We start from the raw sequence: 18,789 nt of genomic DNA on the forward strand, positions 1-18,789 counted from the left end.
TATCCCACGTTAGTCGCTAGCAACTGACAGAGGGACGCGGGTCGTAACCCGGTAAGCGGTCCGCAGGGACCTTGGGGTTGTGCTGGCCCTTGTAGAGGGCGGGGGCTGCTTGTCGAGCTCCAGGAGCTGTGCGACCGCGGTCCAGGCGGTGCGAACGGAGTACTCCACGGCGAAAACCACGTCGTCGGGGACTTCGGCGTACTGGCCGATGAAGGCGAGATTGGTGGAAGCGTCAGGGACGCCTCGCCCGCCGCCTTCCCCAGGCCGGAGCGCTCACCACGATCGCCGCGATGGCCGCCTTGATCACCGGGCCGGCATCGGAGCACTCGCAGATGCGAGTGAGGGTGGTGATTCGGATCGCTTTGGCGCGTCCGTTCTTGAGGATGGACAGGTTGACGTTGGTCGCCGCCCCGCACGCCGACCAGGTCGCCGCTCGGTCAGTCGCACACCGACCAGGTCGCCGCTCGGCCAGTGAGCGGGGACGGGTCGATGAGGGGCATGGGTCCGCGCCGAGCCGGTCATGCAGGCGCAGCCGCCCGTGCCGCGTAGGCACGGACATCCGCGTCCGGGTCAAGGACTGCCGTGGCAAGTGCCGTACGAGCGTCCTCGTGCGCCGGGTGCCGGAGCAGGGCCAGAACAGCGGCCTTGCGGACGTCGGCGTTGGGGTCGCCGAGTGCTTTGGACAGCGCGGGGACGGCGCGGTGCGGGTCGGCTGCGCCCAGGGCCGTGGCCGCACCTGTGCGTACCTGCCAGGACGGGGCGGCCAGCGCGTCCTCGGCCGCGAGGTCGTACGGGGTGGGGCAACCCACGGAGGCCAGGGTGGTGAACGCCGCCGCGCGGACCAGGATGTCCGCGTCGTGCAGCAGGCGGGCCAGCGCCTGCGGGGTGTCCAGGCCGCGGGCCACCGTGACGCGGACCTCGCGGGCCGGGTCGACTCCTGCGCGGGCGACGGCGTCGAGGGCGCCGACCGAGACCAGGGCGCGCACCGACGCGATACGGACCTCGATGTCCGGGTCGGAGAGGGCAGGGGCGTAAGCGGCGGCGTCGCCCAGGCGCAGGGCGCGCAGGACGTCCAGGGCCGTCGACCGGACCAGGGCGTCCCCATGTGCAAGGGCCGCGCGCAGCCCGCTGCCCAACTCCGGTCCTGGCGGCAGGACTTCCACCAGTTCGCGCAAGGAGGCGGCAGCGGCGCCGCGGACTCCCGGATCCGGGTCCGCGAGTGTCTCGGCCAGCGCCGGGCCCGTACCCGCGGGGACGGTCTCGGTGAGCGCGGCCACCGCAGAGCGGCGCACGGCGGGGTTCGGGTCGGTCAAGAAGGGGTGCAGGAGGGGGAGTTCGGGCTCCTGCTCAATGAGGGTGAGCAGTTCCAGGATGCGTGGTGAGTGGGAGGCGGCGGTGGTCGTGTCCCGCGTTTCCGTGCTGCTCGTTCGGGTGGGTGATCCGACCGGGGCCAGGTCGCGCTGACCGGCCGTGGCCACCTGCTCCAGGTGCACCTCGCCCAGCTGACGTGACGCGCCGCCGACCGGCGTGAATTCCTCGACCGGGACCAGGTACGGCTCCACCGGGCGCGCGGTGAACTCCATCGTTCCGGCTGGGGACTTGCGAAGGTCCAGGTGGTGCAGCCAGACGTCGTCGCGCTTCGGGTGGTCCGTGCGCTCGTGGTAGAGGCCCCAGCGGGACTCCGTCCTGGCCAGGGAGGAACGGGCCGCCATCTCCGCGCAGTCCCGGATGAAGTGCACCTCGGCGCAGCGCATCAGCTCGTGCGGTGTCTGCGCGCCCATCTCGTCGATTTCGCCGCGCATCCGCTCGAAGTGGTCCACGGCCAGTGAAAGCCGCGCGCCCGACTTCGGCGGTGCGACGTAGTCATTCACGAAGCGGCGCAGTTTGTACTCGACCTGCGGTTGCGGAGGTCCGTCCGGGTTGCGCAGCGGGCGGTAGATCAGTTCGTGGGCGTCTTGCACCTGCTCGGTCGGCAACTCGCCCTCGTATACGCGAAATCGCGCTGCGTCCGCGCCTGCCAGGTCGCCGAAGACGAACGCGCCGATCATGTAGTTGTGCGGCACGCAGGCCAGGTCCCCCGCGGCGTACAGGCCGGGCACGGTGGTGCGGGCGTGGTCGTCCACGCGGACGCCCGACGCCGAGTGGCCTCCGCACAGGCCGATCTCGGAGATGTGCATCTCGACGTCGTGGGTGCGGTAGTCGTGGCCGCGGTTCGCGTGGAAGGTGCCCCGTGTCGGCCGCTCCGTGGAGTGCAGGATGTTCTCGAGGGCGCTGATCGACTCTTCCGGCAGATGGCTGAGCTTGAGGTACACCGGCCCACGGTCCGAGGCGAGTTCGGCCGCGAACTCCGACATCATCTGGCCCGACCAGTAGTCGGAGTCGACGAAGCGCTCGCCGTGCCGGTTGACCTGGTAGCCGCCGAAGGGATTGGCCACGTAGGCGCAGGCGGGGCCGTTGTAGTCCTTCATCAGTGGGTTGATCTGGAAGCACTCGATGCCGGTCAGCTCGGCACCGGCGTGGTAGGCCATGGAGTAGCCGTCGCCCGCGTTGGTGGGATTCTCGTACGTGCCGTAGAGGTAGCCGCTCGCGGGCAGGCCGAGGCGGCCGCACGGGCCGGTCGCGAGGATCACGGCGCCCGCACGCACAGTCACGAACTCGCCTGTACGCGTGTTGAATCCGGCCGCTCCGACGGCCCGGCCGTCCGCCGTGAGGACCCGGACCGGCATCACACGGTTCTCGATGCGGATGCGTTCGCGCATCTCGCGGCGGCGCAACTGCCGGTAGAGGACCTTCTTCACGTCCTTGCCCTCGGGCATGGGCAGGACGTACGAGCCGGAGCGGTGCACCTGACGCACCGCGTACTCGCCGTGCTCGTCCTTCTCGAACTTCACCCCGTACGACTCCAGTCGCTGCACCATCGAGAAACCGCGGGTGGCGGTCTGGCGGACGGTGGACTGGTCGACAATGCCGTCGTTGGCGCGGGTGATCTCGGCTACGTAGTCGTCAGGTTCGGCGCGGCCGGGGATGACGGCGTTGTTGACGCCGTCCATGCCCATGGCGAGGGCGCCGGAGTGGCGGACGTGCGCCTTCTCCAGGAGGAGGACGTCGCGACCCTGTTCGGCCGCGGTGAGCGCGGCCATCGTGCCGGCCGTGCCGCCGCCGATGACCAGGACGTCGCAGGAGAGCTCCTGGGCGTCGGTGACTGCGGGGATCTGCATGTAAGGAGGGCCTCTCAGGTGCCGAGGGACGTCAGAACGGTGCGGCGCAGCTCGACGGTGGCTGGGGCGTCGTGGGACGTACGGTCGCGGGGGCGCGGCACGTCGAGGACGGTCACGGGCCGCGAGGTGTGGCCGGTGCCGAGGAGCGCGACGCGGTCGCCGAGGAAGATCGCCTCGTCCACGTCATGGGTGACGAAGACGACGGTCGCGCCCGTGCCGCGCAATACGTCGGCCAGGAGCTGCTGCATCCCGGCCCTGGTCTGCGCGTCGAGCGCGCCGAACGGCTCGTCCATGAGGACGGCCCGCGGCTCTCCCGCGAGGGCGCGGGCGAGCTGGACGCGCTGCCGCTGACCTCCCGAGACGCGGTGCGGGAGTTTGACGCCGTGCGCGCGGAGGCCGACACGCTCCAGCCATTCCTCGGCCCGGGCGCGGCGCCCGGAGCGACTCAACCCCTGGATGGCCAGCGGCAGTTCGACATTGGCGCGCAAAGTGCGCCACGGCAGCAGCGCGTCGTCCTGAAAGATCAGAGCACGTTCGGCGTGGGGCGCGGTGATGGGGGTCCCGTCCTGGGTGATCCGCCCGCCGAGGGGAGGCAGCAGCCCCGCGAGGGTGCGAAGCAGGGTGGACTTTCCGCATCCGGACGGGCCGACGACGGTGAGGACCTCGCCGGCTGCGATGTCCAGATCGATCCCGTCGAGGACGGCGGCCCCCGCCCGCCCGATCGAGGCGCCGCGCAGGGTGAGCCGGGTTCCTCGGGGCGGGGCGAGGACGGAAGCGAGAGTGGTCTCCGGGGGTGTGCTCATGGCCTCACGCCTCCATGCGTCTCCTTGTACGGGCGGTCCGGCGCATGTACGGGGGCATGCGCACCGGCATCAACGGCCGTGGTGAAGCGGGGTTTTGGTCGCGAAATGCTCAGCCGGGTCCGGCGCGGCAGCACCGGTACCTCAAGGCGGGACTCCGTCCGTGGCAGCCACCGCGTCATCCTTCGGCCCAGCACCTCCAAAGCCGTCGACGTCATCCACCCGAGGGCTCCGATCGTCACCATGCCGACGAAGACGCCGGGGTAGTCGACCACCGTGTAGTCCTGCCAGGTGCGGTACCCCACCCCGTACTCGCCGGAGATCATCTCCGCCGAGATCACACAGATCCACGAAACGCCGATGCCGACGGAGAGCCCGCCGAGAATGCCGGGCAGCGCCCCGGGCAGCACCACCGAGCCGAGGACCCGCCACCGGCCACCGCCCATCGTGAGCACCGCCTCTTCCCAGACCGGGGTCAGGGCGCGGACCGCGTGCCGGGTGGAGACCATGACGGGGAAGAACGCCGCGGTGAAGGTGATGAACACGATGCCCTGCTCGTTACTGGGGAAGAGCAGGATCGCCACGGGCACCAGGGCGATCGCCGGTATGGGGCGCAGCACTTCGAGGACGGGACCGAGCAGATCGGCGGCCAGACGGGAGCGGGCGATCGCCGTACCGACGGCCACGCCCGCGACTGCCGCTAGGGCGAAGCCGGTCAGGATGCGGCTGAGGCTGTCGGTGAGGTCCTGCCAGTACTCGTCGCTGCCGATGCGCTGCCCGAACTCCCGCGTGACGTCGATGACGGTGGGGAACTGCTCGAAGCGCAGCCACAGTTCGACATCGAGAGCGGTCAGGAGCTGCCACAGGCCTAGCGCCGCGGCGAGCGACAGGGCGCGCACCAGATGATGCTCCGTCATGACGCCTGCCCCTGCGCCGTGTTGTGTGTGAGGGCCTGCTTGTACGAGATGGTGCGCGCCCCCGGATGCGCCTTGGTGTAGGCCGTGGCGGTGGAGGGCGTGACGAAGGGCAGGAGCTTCTTGCCGTCCGCCACCCACACGGCCTTGTCGGCGAACCAGGACGTCCCGGTCGTGGTGTCGGGGACGTACGCGGCACGCACCTTGCCCTGGTGCGCGGCTGCCTGGCGCAGCATGTCGGCCGGTTCGGCGAAGGACCGGGTCTTGTTCTCGCCCTTCAGCCAGAGCTCGCTGCGCGGGGGCTTGGGGGTGGCGGTCAGGGCGGTGGCGTATCCGTCGCCGTACGCCTTCTTCACATATCGCTCGTCGACGAAGGCGTCGACATCGACATCGCCCACCAGCTTCGCCGACTTCAGGACGGGCACGTCCTTCTTCAACGCGGCCACCAGCGCGGGTTTGATCGTGGGGTCGAAGGTGGCGATGCCGTGCATGCCGTTGTAGAGGTAGACGACCTCGGGCGGAAGACCGGTCGCCTTCGCCACTGATTCCGCGGCCGCGACCGGCCGCTTGTTGAGATGGTCGGTCGCCTTGGCCTGGGCGCGCAGAAAGTCCTGCAGGACTCCGGGACGCTTCTTCGCGAAGTCCTCCCGCGTGGTGACCCCATGGAAGGTCGGCAGGTCCAGTTCCGCGCCGTCGTACAGTGCGCGGGCCCGGTCCTGGAAGGCGAGCAGGCCGGGCCATGCCACGAACTGCGAGAGCGCGTCAGCGCTGCCCGCCTGGAGCGCCGAGGCACCCACGGCCGGCTGCTGGTTGAGCTTGCGGATGTCCTCGTCCGGGTCGATGCCGGACTGCCGCAGCGCCCGTACCAGGGTGCCGTCGGCAGCCGAGCCGACGCTCGTCGAGACTTTCTTGCCGCGCAGGTCCTTCAGTGCCGAGAGCTTCGAATCGGTGCCGGTGACAATGGTGTTGAGCCCTCCGCGGAGGTTGTAGCCGGTGACGGAGACGAGCTTCGTCGGCCGGTTCAACTGCGTGCCACGGGCGGCGTTGATCAAGAGGGGGAAGTCGCCCATCGACCCGATGTCGATCTTCCCGGCGGTCATCTGCGCGGTGATCGGGGCGCCGGTGGCGTAGTCCTGCCATTTGACCCTGTACGTGACGCCCTCGCGCTTGCCGCGCGCGGCGAGTTCGCGCTCGAAGTAGCCGAGCGACCGCAACAGCGTGCCCGCGGTGACGGTGTTGATGGTCTTGGACTGGTAGCCGATGGTCACGGTGACGGTTCCGGAGTCGTCCGCGCTGGCGCCGCCGCAGCTCGTTAGGGGCAGGGCCAGCAGGATGGCCGAGGCGGCGGCAAGCACCGTACGTTTCATGGGAGCTGTGCGCTTGGTGGGGGCTGTGCGTTTCGTGGGAGCCGTGCGTTTCATGGGGGCTGTGCGTTGCATGGGAGTGGGAGCCTCTCGACCTTCGTCGCCTTCCTTCACCGCCATCACCGGAGCAGATAGGGCATGTTGACCGTGACCGCGTCCGTGGGGCAGCGGGCGGCGCACGGCCCGCAGTACCAGCACTCATCGACGTGCATGAAGGCCTTGCCACTGTCCGGGTTGATCGCGAGCGAATCGAGCGGGCACATGTCGACACAGAGCGTGCAGCCGTCGATGCACTTCGACTCGTCGATGGTCACGGGCACGTCGGCGCGCTGGGGGGCCAGAGGCATGGCTGTCTCCCGGAAAGAGTGGCGGAGTGAGAAATCAGAGGGGCCGGCGGGCCGGCGGGCCCTATGGTCCGGACGGGCCGATGGTTCAGAGCGCCCGGTGGTTCAGAGCGTCCGGTGTAGCAACCCGCTCATGGCGATGCGGTCGCCGCGGAAGCGGATGAACTCCAGGTCCACGGGGCGCCCGTCGGACAGCGAGGTGAGACGTTCGAGCATGAGGACGGCGACGCCGCGCGGGGCCTCGAGAACGGCGGCGGAGTGCACGTCGGCGTTGACGGCCTCCAGGGTGATCTCGGCCGTGCCGAGCGGCTGACCGGTCAGGGTCTCGAGCAGCCGGAACACATCTGTGTTCTCCAGGTCGCAGCCGATGAGACCGGCGCCGATGTCCATCGGGATGTAGGTGAGATCGAGGGAGAGCGGCAGGCCGTTGAGCCGGCGCAGCCGCTCGATGTAGAGCACGTCGGTGTGCTCCACCAGGCCGAGCCGCCGCGCCACGGGTGCGGGCGCGGGGACGGGACCGACCGTACGGACTTCGTTGGTGACGTCGCCGTGCTCGTGCAGGGTCTCGGCGAGGCCCTGCAGCCGGTCCAGGCCGTGCGGATACTTCTCGGACACCACGACGGTGCCGACTCCGGGCTGCCGTTCCAGCAGCCCTTCTGTACGGAGCAGATCCAGCGCCTGCCGGACCGTGTTCCGCGAGACGTGGTAATCACTGCCGAGCGCGCCCTCCAGCGGCAGGACACCGTTGGGAAAGCCTCCCGTGCGCACCTGGTGGCGCAGGAGGTCGGCGAGCTGCCGCGCTTGGTCCGCGCGCAGCCGACGCCGACGTGCGGCGGCGACTGGCACAGTGTGCTCGCGGATACGTTCGACTGGCATGCGAGGGACCATACCGACGTGGCCGCGGTCGTGGTGTTGCCGGAGTATTGCGCCACTCGACGCGTCACACGCACCAAGCCTGACCTGCGGGTTCGCGCGGCCCTCGGAGAGATTTGCCAGGGCGGTTGCCTCCGCGCAGGTGTTGTTACTGGTGCGGTCGCGGAGCGAATGGTCGTAGGGGGTCACCCCCGCCAGGGGCCTGGTGTCCAGCGGAAGGTGCGCGACCCTCCACTCGTGCACGGACGTGACGGCCGCCAACGGCTGACTGCCGGGTGCGTGTCGCGCTGGGCAGGCTGGGTGGTGGACTCGTCCTGGGTCTGGGCGGCTGTGCGGGCCTCCAGCCCTGTGTGCGCTGCCGCAGCGGCTTTACCGCCCGGACGGTACGACGCCAGGACGGCGCCCGGCCCGCCGCGCCGAGGAGAAGACCCGGACCGCCGACCGGGGCCTTCACGCGCCTCCGGTGACGCGGATGATCGTCTTGCCGGGGGTGCGCTTGTTCGGGGCGAACGCGGCTGCCGTCTCGGCAAGCGGCCGGATGGCGCCGACGAGCGGCTTGAGGCGGCCGTCTCGCAGCCGCTGGGCGAGGTCGGCAAGGCGGGCCCAGTCGGGTTCCACGACGAAGAAGACGGCCCGCCCGTCGCGGGGGTGCACGGTGACCGGCTGGGCGATGGTGACCAGGGCGCCGCCGGGGCGGACCAGCGCGGTGGAGTGTTCCAGGATCTCGCCGCCGATGACGTCGAACACCACATCGACCCCACCGATGTCCTCCAGGCTCTCGGCCTGGAGGTCGACGAATGGTGCGTCAGGGTGATCACGGCGCAGGCAAACCGCCAAAGCCTTATCGTGCACGCCCGCGTACGCCAGCCCCCCGCACACTTCAGACAGATGCGCAGGTCCCGGCGGCCCAGACGCTTCGCCGAGCATGGTCAGCGGCGCTGACGTCCGGGTTAGGAAGGGCTCAGCGCTCTGGCAGCTCCCATGAAGCGAACCAGTGGGGGAAGGGTCCGGCGGAGGGCGGGAAGGCGAACGGCGGGGTGCGGTCGGTGAGCAGGCGCAGCACGAATTCGCCAGTAGCGCAGTCGAAGCGCTGCCACTCACCGTCCATGTACTGCACCAGAACCGGCCAGTCGTCGGGATCGGCCGGTCCGGTCAGCCAGTGGAAGGTCAGCTCCTGTTCGGAGGTTCCCCAGGTGAGCACGCCGCCGGGTGCGGGGTGGGTGGGGTAGGGCCGGTACAGGTCGGCGCACCTTGCCATGTTCTGGCCCCAGGAGATTAGGTCCGTGCCCAGTGCACCGGGCACCAGCAGGTCCAGGTACTCGTCGAAGGTGCCCGCGCCGAAGGCGTCGACGATGTTCTTGTAGTCGCCGGGCAGCGTGGTGCGCAGCGATGCCTCTGCCGCGGCCCAGTCGACGCCGCATCGATCGGGTTCCGTCCACCCAGTTACCTCCCGTAGCAACTCCACCCACCCGACACCGGGCGGGCGGGTGAACGTGCGCCGGGCGAGGATCACGACGCGGCGCGGGCCATCGGCGCTGGACCTCACGCCGTATCCGAACCAGTGCCCCGCCAGCACCCACCCGCGCAGCTCCAACAGCCCGCCCTGACCGCCGATGGGGATCCCGCCCTCCCCGCCCACCGGCGGGCCGTCGGACACCCCTGCCGCCTTCCCGCCAACGACCCACGCACGTACGGGCAGACCCGCCCCGTCGATCACGTCCGCAGCGACGCGCTCCAGCTCGGCCAGATCCTCCGCGTCACTGGGCACACAGACATGCCCTACGCCATGAGTGGGCAGCGGGCAGTGCAATTCGGGTGCGCGCCAGGCGTCATTCAGACGGGCGCGCAGAGCAGAGGCGTCCACGCGGCCAAGTGAACAACACGGCACTGACATTGAGCCTCTTCTTCAACCTTCATCAGCTGTACGTCGGCGGTCCGTGCTGTTCATGGCAGCGGGTACCTGCTGGAGGTGAGCCCCGTCGACGCGGGGGCGTCCGGCGCAACACCCCCTGCAACCGGACGCGTTCGGTCAGGGCCGAAGAGCCTGCGCATGGGCGGGAGCTCGAGCATGGCGGGTGTGCGCTGGTGGGACCGGGGCGCGGGCCGCTGTGATTTGGCGGCGCGTCAGCCCCATCCGCCATCAACTGCCGTATTTATGCCACTCTTTGAGGCTGTTCAAGGCCGAACATGAGCATCTGGTGTCTGTTTCAGTAAACGGATGCAGGAGAGAACCGCAATCGTCCCAGTAACGGTCTGTAGCGAGCTCTGCGCGAAGCCATGCCTCACGCGTCGGGTCGAAAGCGCCCTGACGGGTACCCGGTGACGGACACAGGAGGACTTCATGCCACTCACGTTCCGCAAGAGTTTCAGGATACTTCCCGGGGTACGGCTGAACATCAACAAGCGCTCGTGGTCCCTCACCACAGGCGGCGGCAGTCACGGCCCGCGCCGCACCCACAGCAGCACCGGCCGACGCACCACGTCGATGGACCTGCCAGGCCCGTTCGGCTGGCGCCGCACAACCAAGCGCCGGTAGGTCGAACAGCAGGAAACCAGCATTCCGTCGGCTTTTGTGGTTGTGCGTAGCAGAACTCACCGCATAGCGCGTGATGTACGCCAGTTCGTTACGGCAGCGCGCACCCTCACGCCAGGAGTTCCACGACGCGTGGAACGCAACGTGACCATCCGCGCCCAGAACTGAACGATGTGAAGGCCCGTACCGAGCGCGTGACGGGCCTTCATGCGTCAGCAGTCCAACCCATCCCCGGGGCCCACGGCTCCCGTCGAGAGCGGCGTCAATCGCCTCAAGAGACATCGAGCCGTGGCCACCCGCTATGACAACCTCGCGGGTCCGCTACGAGGCTCTCATCCTCGTAGCCGCCGTCAACGAGTGGTCGTGACGTACTGGTCCGACGACAACTCGAACACCCTTACTCGCCGACCGCCGGTGGGATTGACGGTCTCACGGGCCGGATGCATCCCCAGTTTGGTCATGATCCGTTCCGAGGCTTCGTTGCCCACTTGAGTGATGCTGACGATCCGCTCCAGCCCTCGCTCTTCGAACCCGAACCGTACAGCGGCCGCGGCAGCTTCGGTGGCCATGCCCTGCCCCCAGTAGGAACGTCCGAGCCGCCAGCCGACCTCAACCGCCGGCAGTACCTCCGGCAAGAAGTCGGGCACCGAGAGTCCGGTGAACCCGGCCAGCTCGCCAGTTGACCTGACCTCCACGGCGAACAGACCGAAGCCCTGCGACTCCCACTCTCTTTCCCATGCCTGGACCCCGGCGCGAGTCTGCTGTTCGTCACGGACGCTGCCGTCACGGATCCACCGCATGACCTCGGGGTCGGCATTGATGGCAGCCATGGGCGCAACATCTTCCTCGCGCCAGCGCCGCAGGACCAGACGGGGCGTCTCGAGCGTGACCATGCAATCATTCTGGATCACAACAGGGCGCCCCACCAAGCACTTTCGACGCACGCCCTAGCAGACATGTCGGCGGCGGCAGGCAGGTCAGGGATGTGTGCCTGCTCCCGCTTCTCAGCTACATCGCAACCCTTCACGCTTCCCGCACCGCGTCCTCGCACTCCGGGGAGCGCGGGATCCAGGAGCGGTACCGGCCGGGCGTGCTTGGATGGGCCTGTGGCCCAGACAATCGATACACCGTTCGTCGGCCGGACAAGCGAACTCGCCCGGCTCACCGGCGTACTGGAGCGGGCCGCGGCCGGCGACCCGCGCGCCGTCCTCGTGGCCGGGGATGCCGGCGTCGGCAAGACCCGCATGCTGACCGTGGCCGCAGCGCACGCCGCAACCCTCCACATGACCATCCTGACCGGCCACTGCGTTGACCTCGGGGACGTCGGCCTGCCCTACCTCCCGTTCACGGAGATCCTCGGTGCGGCTGCCGCCGACGAACGGCTCGCCCCGGCCTTCGCCGCGTACCCCGCGGTGGAGCGCCTGATCGGTACGGCAGCGGGGGTGGGCCCCGTGCCCGACGCCGGCAGTCGCCTCCAGCTCTTTGAGGGGATCGCCGGCCTCCTCGCCGATCTGACGGCCCTGACCCCGCTTCTCCTGGTCATCGAGGACCTCCACTGGGCGGACCAATCCTCGCGTGACCTGCTCCGCTTTCTGCTCAGCCGGGGTGTCCTCCAGCGGCCCACGCCCAGCGGACCGCCCCACCGGCTCGCGGTCTTCGCCTCGTACCGCGCGGACGACCTGCACCGCCGTCACCCGCTGCGGCCGCTGCTCGCCGAGTTGGTCAGGCTGCCCGCCGTCGACCGGCTCGAACTGAACCCGCTGGCTGACGCTGACGTGGCCCGGCTCGTGTACGCGCAACGCATGGGCCCGGTCTCCGATGCGGCGGTTCGCCGCATCGTCGACCGCGCCGAGGGAAACGCCTTCTACGCCGAGGAGTTGCTCGCCGCACTGCCCGAGGACGGCGAGGGCCCGGACTCAGCCGCCATGCCCAGCGGCCTGGCCGACGTCCTGCTCATCCGGATCGAGCAGCTGACCGAGACTGCCCAGCAGGTTTTGCGCACCGCGGCAGTGGCCGGGCGCCGGGTCGGGCACGACCTGCTGCGTGACGCCGTACAACTGCCGCAGGAGGAGCTGGAATCGGCGCTGCGCGAGGCAGTCGGGCACCAGCTGCTGGTGACCGACGACACCGCGACGTACTCCTTCCGGCACGCCCTCACCCGCGAGGCCGTGTACGCGGATCTGTTGCCCGGCGAACGGGTCAGACTGCACGGGGTGTTCGCTGCACTCCTCGCCGGCGAGGACCGTCCGGCGAACAGTGCGGCGGAGCGAGCCCATCACTCACGCGCGAGCCACGACCTGGCCGACGCGCTGGCGGCTTCCCTCGAAGCCGCCGACCACGCCCAGCGCCTCCGCGCACCCGCCGAAGAACTGCGCCACCTGGAGACCGCGCTCGAACTGTGGGCCGTGGTGGACCCGTCCGCGCACCCCGAGCACAGCGACCCGGTCACTCTGACCCTGCGCGCCTCGGCCGCCGCCGCACGCGCCGGTGAGCCCCATCGAGCGGTCCAGCTCACCCGCTCCGCGCTCGCGCGAGTCGGCTCGGAGGCCGACTCCGAACTCGCCGCCCGTGTGCGCTACACCCTCGCGGGCAACCTGATGCGGATCGACCATCTGGAGGCCGCCTTCGCGTACAGCAGCGAGGCGCTCGGGCTGATCCCGGCCGAGCCGCCTTCGCGCACCTGGGTGTGGGCGGCCGCGACCCACGTCATGGCGGCCCGTTACGTGGGCCGTGACGAGGACGCCGCACGCGTCGCCCGGCAGGCCCTGGACATCGCCGAACGGCTTCGACTGCCCGACGCCCAGGCCGATCTGGTGACCTCGCTGGTCGGTCTCGAGGCGCACAACCGGCGTACTCCGCAGGGTCGGGAGCGGCTGCTCGGAGCCCGTGAGCTGGCCCGCGCCGCCGGGAACTTCCAGGTGGAGATGCGGGCGCTGTACAACCTGGCGATCGGTTGCCACGAGTGCGGCGAGATGGACTCGTGCCTGGCCTGGATCGGCGACGGACTCGACCGCGCCCGCCGTGCCGGCCTCCTCTCCTCGCCGTACGCCGTGGAGTTGCGCTATCTGCAGTCCCTGCTGCTCTACACGCTGGGTCGTTGGGACGAGTGCACGCGAACGGCCGCCGACGATGTCACCCTCCTCACGGCCACTTCCGGGTTCGCGACCGCACCCGCGCTGTACGTCGCTCTGGCGCGCGGCGAGTTCGACGCGGCGGTCGGCGGCTCCCGCGCACTGCTCGACGGCCCCCCGGACTGGATGGCCTCGCTGGTCGCGAGCGTCGTGCTCACCGACGCCGCGGCGCTGCGCGGTGACGCCGAGGAGTGTGTACGGCAGCTGGGAGCCGCGGTCGACGCGCTCACGGAAGGTTCGGTCTCCGAGAGGCCCGACGCCGTGGTCCGGCTGGCAGCGCTCGCTCTGTCAGCCGTCGCGGACGCGGCGGAGGAGTCCCGCCTGGCCGGCGACGCGCCGGGCACCAGTCGCTGGACGGACATGGCGGCCGAGCTCGTGGAGCTGGCACGCACCACGGCGGCCCACGGCAAGGACGGCCCTGAGCAGGGTCCCGAGGGCCTGGCCTGGTTGGCCCGCGCCCAAGCCGAGGGAGCACGCGCCGCCACCGGCCCGGACGTCGCCACCTGGGAGCGGGCGGTGACCGCGTTCGGCTACGGCGAGCCGTACGAACTCGCCCGGTGCCGACGGCGGCTCGCCGAGGCCCTGCTCACCGTGGGCCGCCGCGAGGAGGCGGCCGAGCAGGCACACGCGGCCCGGGACACGGCCGTGCGGCTCGGCGCCGTACCACTGCGGGAGGCGCTCGAGGCCTTGATACGACGCGGCCGTCTCGCCGACGCAGCGGCCGCCGGGGAGCGTATCGCCGACCTGAACTCCCGGGAGAGCGAGGTACTGCGGCTGCTCGGCCGGGGGCGTACCAACCGCCAGATCGGCGAAGAGTTGTACATCAGCGGCAAGACGGCAAGTGTCCACGTCTCCAACATCCTCGCCAAGCTGGGTGCCGCGAGCCGTACCGAGGCCGTCGGCATCGCATACCGCGAGGGCCTGATCGAGCCGGAGACCAGCGCATCGGACTGAGCAGCTTCCGTCGCTTCGGGAGGGTGTCGGAACCGCAGATGGTCGATTGCCCTGCACCGATAGCGACGGACCCGCCTCTCCGATCTACAGAGACGCGCCACGCCACGACCGACACAGGCGCGCCCCACCTCCCCCGCTCCGCACAGACACTCGCGCCTCCGGTCAAGGCACCGCGGCGATCCCGGCTCCAGGACCGTCCGCCGTCCGTCGAGCGGCGGCCCTTACCTCAGCTGCGCCCCCCTTCCCCTGAAAGGGCCGGTCAAGGCCATCCGATCGTGTCGTTCTGCATGCTCCCTCCGCGGACAGACATCATCCACCGGCACAGACCGCACCGACTGCCCGGTGTGCGGGCACCTTGAGGGCGTCCGGTACTACGTCGAGGAGACCTGCTGTGGCCAGTCAGTTCCAACACGACAAGCTGGAAGCCATGTTCGAGGCCTTCGACGCGGATCGCGACGGCTACCTTCAAGAGAGCGACTTCGAGGCACTCTCTGCCCGCTGGGGACGGCTGCCCGGCGTGGAGCCAGGCACCGAGCTGCGAGCCCGGGTGGACGAGGTCTGCCGGGGCTGGTGGCACACTCTGCTGGCAGCAGCCGACACCAACCGCGACAACACGGTGGACATGAACGAACTCCTCTCCGTGGTCGATCAGTTGCCCACCATGCGGAAGGACGTCGCGGCGACGGCCGACGCCATCTTCGACGCCGTTGACGCGGACAAGGACGGCCGTATCTCGCCAACCGAACACCAGCGACTCATCGAGACGTGGCACGGACAGCCCCGCGAAACGCGTGACATCTTCCCCCTTCTCGACCACGACGGGGACGGTTACCTCACCCGCGCCGAGTTCGCGGCCCTGTGGACCCAGTTCTGGATCAGCGACGACGCCGCAGAACCGGGCAACCTGATGTGCGGCCGCTTCCCCGGTCTGCCCTCCCCCTCCGGGAGTCCGGCCCCGCCCCAGGCCTGAGCAAGCGTTCTGAACCGTTGTCTCATTCAACGTCCGGCCCGGCGTACTCGACCATGCGCTCCTGGACCAGAGGGTGCGCGAGTAGACCCTTCGGCAGCTTCGTGGTGGGGTAGATCCGGGCTCGGCCGAGTTGTTCCACGCGCAAGTTCGCAGCGCGGGTAGCGAAGATGTGAATTCGACTCCGCTGTGAACGTGAGGCGGGGCCCGTGCCTTCTTTGGTGAGCGAGCTGGTGACCAACGTCCATCGGTATGCCCCTGGACCGTGTCTACTGACGCTGGAGATCAACGAAGGGGCCGTGGCGGTGACGGTGTGGGACAGCAGCACCACGCTGCCCCTGATCATGGGACCCGACCCCAAGAGTTCACTCCGCGGCAACACATCACCAGAAGCTGCCCATCCATCCGGCCAGGACCGTTGCAGTACTCTCCTGCGTCGCTTCCTCGGCGTCACGGGCCTGCGCGTGCGGTGGTGGACGGGCGGTACCTCAGGTGGCGTACGGGGATCAGTGGGAATGTGGGGGGAACTTCGGGGCATTCGGAGGCGTACCTGACGTAGGTCATTTTCAGCTGGGGAGGGTGTGGAACATGCGTGTTTCCAGGATGCGGGGTTCGAAGACGGCAGCCTTCGGGGTGGCGGGGCTGCTGGCCGCCACGGTGCTGACGGGCTGTGGGTCGGAGGGCTCGGGTGATGACACCGGCTCCGGTTCCGGGAAGAAGACCGAGGGGGCCAAAGGCGGCGGCGAGAAGTCTCCGTCGCAGGTGCTGCAGGCGACGAACGAAAAGACCGCGGACGCCGGTTCCGCCCGGCTGAAGATCTCCACGATGGTCAGTACGAACGGCAAGAGCGAGACGGTCACCGGCTCCGGCGTCATGGACTTCGGGGGCGGCACCAGCAAGCTCACCATGGGGCAGCAGGGCAAGAAGGTCGAGCAGCGCGTCGTGGACAAGGTCCTCTATCAGAAGCCTCCCAAGGGAAAGGCCCAACTGCCTGACGGCAAGCCCTGGTTGAAGATCGACTTGGAGAGACTGCAGGCCTCCGGGGTGGCAGGCACCGATCAGGCCAGCGATCCCTCGGATTCCTTCGCCTACTCCAAGTCGCTGTCCGACAAGGGTGTGAAGCGGGTCGGTGAGGAGGAGATTGGGGGTGTGCGGACCACGCATTACCGGGTCTCGCTCGACATCGACAAACTCGCCCAGGGGGATCAGAAAGAGGCGGACAAGATGCGTGAGCAGCTGGGCGACTCCGTGCCGGTGAACATGTGGGTCGATGACAAGGGCCTGACCCGCCGTATGCAACTAGAGATGTCCGCCAAGAACGGAAAGGGATCCGGGGGCAAGGACAAGGTCAAGGTCGTCATGGACTTCAGCGACTTCGGCACGAACGTCGACGTCGACGTGCCCCCTTCCTCGGACACCGCCGACGTGACGGACAAGGTCATCAAGGAGAGCCAGGGCCGGCAAAAGGCCTGACCACGGGCGTTCCTGGTGGGCCGTCCCTGGCCGTGGTCAGGGACGACCCGCCCGTCATATCAGGCGAAGTCCGTCTGCTGTTCCGTTGGTCGGACGGCAAGGTCGCAGCGCGCTCGGATTGACCGTCCCTGCCGCTCCTCGGCCGCGCGCGTGGGCCTGCGGTAGGTCCAAGCGTCATTCCGGAGCCTCCGCCAAGGCTGTCTCGGTGCCGCCGCCAAGGGTCAGCTGAGCCCCAGTGCCTCCGACAGCCCCACCGGTCTGTCGGCCACGTCGACCGTCGCCCGTCCGATCTCAGGTACCCGCGCCCGCGCCGCCGGAGGTCAACCGAGAGGTTGGGGGGCCGGCTCTTGCCGGGGCAGCAGCCATCGCACCACGTCGGCCGCGCCGTACGGTGCGCCGTTCGGGCTCAGGGGCGTGAGGAACGTGAGGTCTTGGCCGAGGGTCGCGATGAGGGGTTCGATCGTGCCGTGGGGGCGGCGTTGGGCGAGGCCGATCGTGGCCAGCAGGCCGTTGCACAGGCACAGGCGACCCTCGGTGGCGGATGGGTCGCCGCCCTTGCGCCGGTAGGCCGCCTGGGGTTCGGCGGGGCAGCGGTAGCCGATGGTCCCCTTGGAGGTGCGGTAGGGCGTACGGAGATATCCGAGGTCGCAGACCCGGCGGCGTCCCGCGAGGACATCGGGGTCGGCGAGAGTGCCCGGCAGCTTCGCGACCTTGAAGGGGAAGCCGGTCGGCGAGGCCAGGGGGTCGTTGCGCACCGTGAGGTCCCCGGCGTGGGCCCGCTCCCTCAACTCCCCGCGCAGCTCCGGGTCGAGGCCGGAGTCCTCACTGAGCGCGAACGCGCTGCCGATCTGCACCCCCGCGGCCCCGGCCGCCCGCGCCACCGCGAGCCGGTCGGGGTGGGCTGCGCCGCCGGCCAGCCAGAAGGGGATGCCGAGCGCGGCCATCTTGGCCAGGTCGGGGTGGTCTCGGGGGCCGTAGACCGGATCGCCGTCCGGGTCCAGGCTCAGCCTGCCTCGCGGGGGTGCACTGTGCCCGCCCGCGCCATGGGTCTCGATGACGAAGCCGTCGGGCCGGGTCGCCTCGTCCCTGGCGAGATACGAGGCGAGCACGGGCAGCGAGACGATGGCGAGGACGTCCGGGCGGCGGAGGCCCGCCATCGCCTGCGATGCCGTAACTCCCGCTGTTGCATGTCGAGTTGGGGGTGCCGTCGTGCGGAGTCCGTCGATCGTCACGTCCTGCACCCGGCGCTTCCCTTCGCCGGAACCGCCCTCGCCGCGCCCGCACGCGCAGTCACCCGAGCCGGATCCGCTGCCCCCGCCGCAGCCGCCCTCCTCCACCGGGTCGGCGTCACCGACCGTCAACGTGGCCCTCGGGTCGAAGCGGTGGGCGTACGGCTCCTCGTCGCCGTCCACCGTGACGGCGACCGTCACCGGTTCCGCGCGGGCCAGACGTGAAGCAAGGTCCGGGACGTGGCCGGGGACACCCGCACCGACCAGGACGCAGTCGACTCCCGCGAGGATCGCCCCGAACATGGCCGGGGCTAGGCCCAGTTCGACCTTGCCCAGGTAGTTGATCCCCACCGGTCCTGCCGCGTCCCGCCGGTCCGCCCCGTCCCGCCGGTCTGCCGCGTCCCCTTGGCCCGCCCCGGCCTCGTAGTCCTCCTTCGCCAGCCACACCTCGACGAAATTGCCGAGCACGGTCAGCAGCTCCGCGGGCCGGCCGCGATCGGCCCGCAGCATCGGCACCGTACGGAAGCGTTCGTGCTCGCCGATGCCTCCTTCGACGTAGAAGCGGTCGATGACCGCGGACGCCAACTCCGGTACGGGGAAGGCCGCGAGGGCGCGCCGCACGTCGCCGCCCGGGTCGCCGAGCTGGAGACGACGCGCGAGCACCGCGTCGAGCGCCGTGCCGGAGACGACCCCGAACTGACCGGCGCGGGAGACCGCGCGGGCGAGCTGCCAGTCGGAGACGCCGACGCCCATGCCGCCCTGGATGATCTGGGGCGGGGCGCCGCCCGCGGCGATCCTGCGCAGGGCGGGCTTCGGTGTGACAACGGTCTTCGGCATCGCGCTCAACCTCGCTGCTCGGGCTCCGGAACCTACGGAACCGTAGGTTCGCCCGAGGCCCAGTCTGCGCCACCGCGGACTGCCACAACCGCGCCGAAGGACCCGGAAAGCAGGGCCTTTCGACCCCGGGTGGTCCTGTGATGGCAGGGTTT

The 18,789-nt window shown here is 69.9% G+C and carries 13 protein-coding genes and 3 pseudogenes; 4 read left to right on the plus strand and 12 right to left on the minus strand.

The annotated features are described in order from the left end of the window. Positions 1-16 precede the first annotated feature (16 nt). The 10 genes and pseudogenes from ABXJ52_RS00275 to ABXJ52_RS00320 form a co-directional block, all read right to left on the minus strand. Positions 17-240: pseudogene (locus ABXJ52_RS00275) on the minus strand (oleate hydratase); the annotation flags it as partial. 62 nt (positions 241-302) lie between these two features. Further along, positions 303-391 (minus strand): annotated as a pseudogene (locus ABXJ52_RS00280) (helix-turn-helix domain-containing protein); the annotation flags it as partial. Between the two features lie 127 nt (positions 392-518). Then, positions 519-3,218 carry a fumarate reductase/succinate dehydrogenase flavoprotein subunit gene (locus tag ABXJ52_RS00285; RefSeq protein ID WP_367038225.1) on the minus strand — a complete coding sequence of 900 codons (2,700 nt, stop codon included), beginning with the start codon at positions 3,216-3,218 and terminating at the stop codon, positions 519-521. A gap of 14 nt (positions 3,219-3,232) precedes the next feature. Further along, positions 3,233-4,021 carry an ABC transporter ATP-binding protein gene (locus ABXJ52_RS00290; protein WP_367038227.1) on the minus strand — a complete coding sequence of 263 codons (789 nt, stop codon included), beginning with the start codon at positions 4,019-4,021 and terminating at the stop codon, positions 3,233-3,235. Next, on the minus strand, positions 4,018-4,935 hold the full coding sequence (locus tag ABXJ52_RS00295; protein ID WP_367038229.1) for an ABC transporter permease: 918 nt from the start codon (positions 4,933-4,935) through the stop codon (positions 4,018-4,020). Before ABXJ52_RS00295 ends, ABXJ52_RS00290 begins: the two co-directional genes overlap by 4 nt. Further along, positions 4,932-6,299 (minus strand): ABC transporter substrate-binding protein, encoded by a 1,368-nt coding sequence (locus ABXJ52_RS00300; protein WP_367038231.1) that lies wholly within the window; start codon positions 6,297-6,299, stop codon positions 4,932-4,934. The genes ABXJ52_RS00295 and ABXJ52_RS00300 overlap by 4 nt, the downstream gene beginning before the upstream one ends. A 116-nt stretch (positions 6,300-6,415) precedes the next feature. Then, on the minus strand, positions 6,416-6,643 hold the full coding sequence (locus tag ABXJ52_RS00305; RefSeq protein WP_266533934.1) for a ferredoxin family protein: 228 nt from the start codon (positions 6,641-6,643) through the stop codon (positions 6,416-6,418). 102 nt (positions 6,644-6,745) lie between these two features. After that, entirely contained in the window at positions 6,746-7,516 is a 771-nt protein-coding gene (locus ABXJ52_RS00310; RefSeq protein WP_367038233.1) for a GntR family transcriptional regulator, read from the minus strand. Positions 7,517-7,963: 447 nt separating this feature from the next. Then, a pseudogene (locus ABXJ52_RS00315) lies at positions 7,964-8,311 on the minus strand (zinc-binding dehydrogenase); the annotation flags it as partial. A gap of 163 nt (positions 8,312-8,474) precedes the next feature. Next, positions 8,475-9,281 carry a hypothetical protein gene (locus ABXJ52_RS00320; protein WP_367038235.1) on the minus strand — a complete coding sequence of 269 codons (807 nt, stop codon included), beginning with the start codon at positions 9,279-9,281 and terminating at the stop codon, positions 8,475-8,477. 573 nt (positions 9,282-9,854) lie between these two features. Between ABXJ52_RS00320 and ABXJ52_RS00325 the strand changes: the two genes are divergently transcribed. After that, complete coding sequence (locus ABXJ52_RS00325; RefSeq protein WP_367038237.1) at positions 9,855-10,049, plus strand: DUF4236 domain-containing protein; 195 nt, start codon at positions 9,855-9,857, stop codon at positions 10,047-10,049. Between the two features lie 347 nt (positions 10,050-10,396). Here ABXJ52_RS00325 and ABXJ52_RS00330 read toward each other — a convergent pair whose 3' ends face one another. Further along, positions 10,397-10,939 carry a GNAT family N-acetyltransferase gene (locus ABXJ52_RS00330; protein ID WP_367038239.1) on the minus strand — a complete coding sequence of 181 codons (543 nt, stop codon included), beginning with the start codon at positions 10,937-10,939 and terminating at the stop codon, positions 10,397-10,399. A gap of 213 nt (positions 10,940-11,152) precedes the next feature. Here ABXJ52_RS00330 and ABXJ52_RS00335 point away from each other — a divergent pair, with 213 nt between their 5' ends. The 3 genes from ABXJ52_RS00335 (at position 11,153) to ABXJ52_RS00345 (ending at position 16,571) form a co-directional block, all read left to right on the plus strand. After that, complete coding sequence (locus ABXJ52_RS00335; RefSeq protein WP_367038241.1) at positions 11,153-14,131, plus strand: AAA family ATPase; 2,979 nt, start codon at positions 11,153-11,155, stop codon at positions 14,129-14,131. A gap of 391 nt (positions 14,132-14,522) precedes the next feature. Continuing rightward, entirely contained in the window at positions 14,523-15,101 is a 579-nt protein-coding gene (locus ABXJ52_RS00340; protein ID WP_367038243.1) for an EF-hand domain-containing protein, read from the plus strand. A gap of 585 nt (positions 15,102-15,686) precedes the next feature. After that, positions 15,687-16,571, plus strand: a complete 885-nt coding sequence (locus ABXJ52_RS00345; protein WP_367038245.1) for a hypothetical protein — start codon at positions 15,687-15,689, stop codon at positions 16,569-16,571. Positions 16,572-16,891: 320 nt separating this feature from the next. Here ABXJ52_RS00345 and ABXJ52_RS00350 read toward each other — a convergent pair whose 3' ends face one another. After that, positions 16,892-18,637 (minus strand): hypothetical protein, encoded by a 1,746-nt coding sequence (locus ABXJ52_RS00350; RefSeq protein WP_367038247.1) that lies wholly within the window; start codon positions 18,635-18,637, stop codon positions 16,892-16,894. Positions 18,638-18,789 lie beyond the last annotated feature (152 nt).

The organism is Streptomyces sp. Je 1-332 (assembly GCF_040730185.1).
Classification (GTDB): domain Bacteria; phylum Actinomycetota; class Actinomycetes; order Streptomycetales; family Streptomycetaceae; genus Streptomyces.

What these genes read in the sequence shown, in the direction of transcription:
- ABXJ52_RS00285 (WP_367038225.1), bottom strand. Translation starts at nt 3,218, where the DNA reads ATGCAGATCCCCGCAGTCACCGACGCCCAGGAGCTCTCCTGCGACGTC.
- ABXJ52_RS00290 (WP_367038227.1), bottom strand. Translation starts at nt 4,021, where the DNA reads ATGAGCACACCCCCGGAGACCACTCTCGCTTCCGTCCTCGCCCCGCCC.
- ABXJ52_RS00295 (WP_367038229.1), bottom strand. Translation starts at nt 4,935, where the DNA reads ATGACGGAGCATCATCTGGTGCGCGCCCTGTCGCTCGCCGCGGCGCTA.
- ABXJ52_RS00300 (WP_367038231.1), bottom strand. Translation starts at nt 6,299, where the DNA reads ATGAAACGTACGGTGCTTGCCGCCGCCTCGGCCATCCTGCTGGCCCTG.
- ABXJ52_RS00305 (WP_266533934.1), bottom strand. Translation starts at nt 6,643, where the DNA reads ATGCCTCTGGCCCCCCAGCGCGCCGACGTGCCCGTGACCATCGACGAG.
- ABXJ52_RS00310 (WP_367038233.1), bottom strand. Translation starts at nt 7,516, where the DNA reads ATGCCAGTCGAACGTATCCGCGAGCACACTGTGCCAGTCGCCGCCGCA.
- ABXJ52_RS00325 (WP_367038237.1), top strand. Translation starts at nt 9,855, where the DNA reads ATGCCACTCACGTTCCGCAAGAGTTTCAGGATACTTCCCGGGGTACGG.
- ABXJ52_RS00330 (WP_367038239.1), bottom strand. Translation starts at nt 10,939, where the DNA reads ATGGTCACGCTCGAGACGCCCCGTCTGGTCCTGCGGCGCTGGCGCGAG.
- ABXJ52_RS00345 (WP_367038245.1), top strand. Translation starts at nt 15,687, where the DNA reads ATGCGTGTTTCCAGGATGCGGGGTTCGAAGACGGCAGCCTTCGGGGTG.
- ABXJ52_RS00350 (WP_367038247.1), bottom strand. Translation starts at nt 18,637, where the DNA reads ATGCCGAAGACCGTTGTCACACCGAAGCCCGCCCTGCGCAGGATCGCC.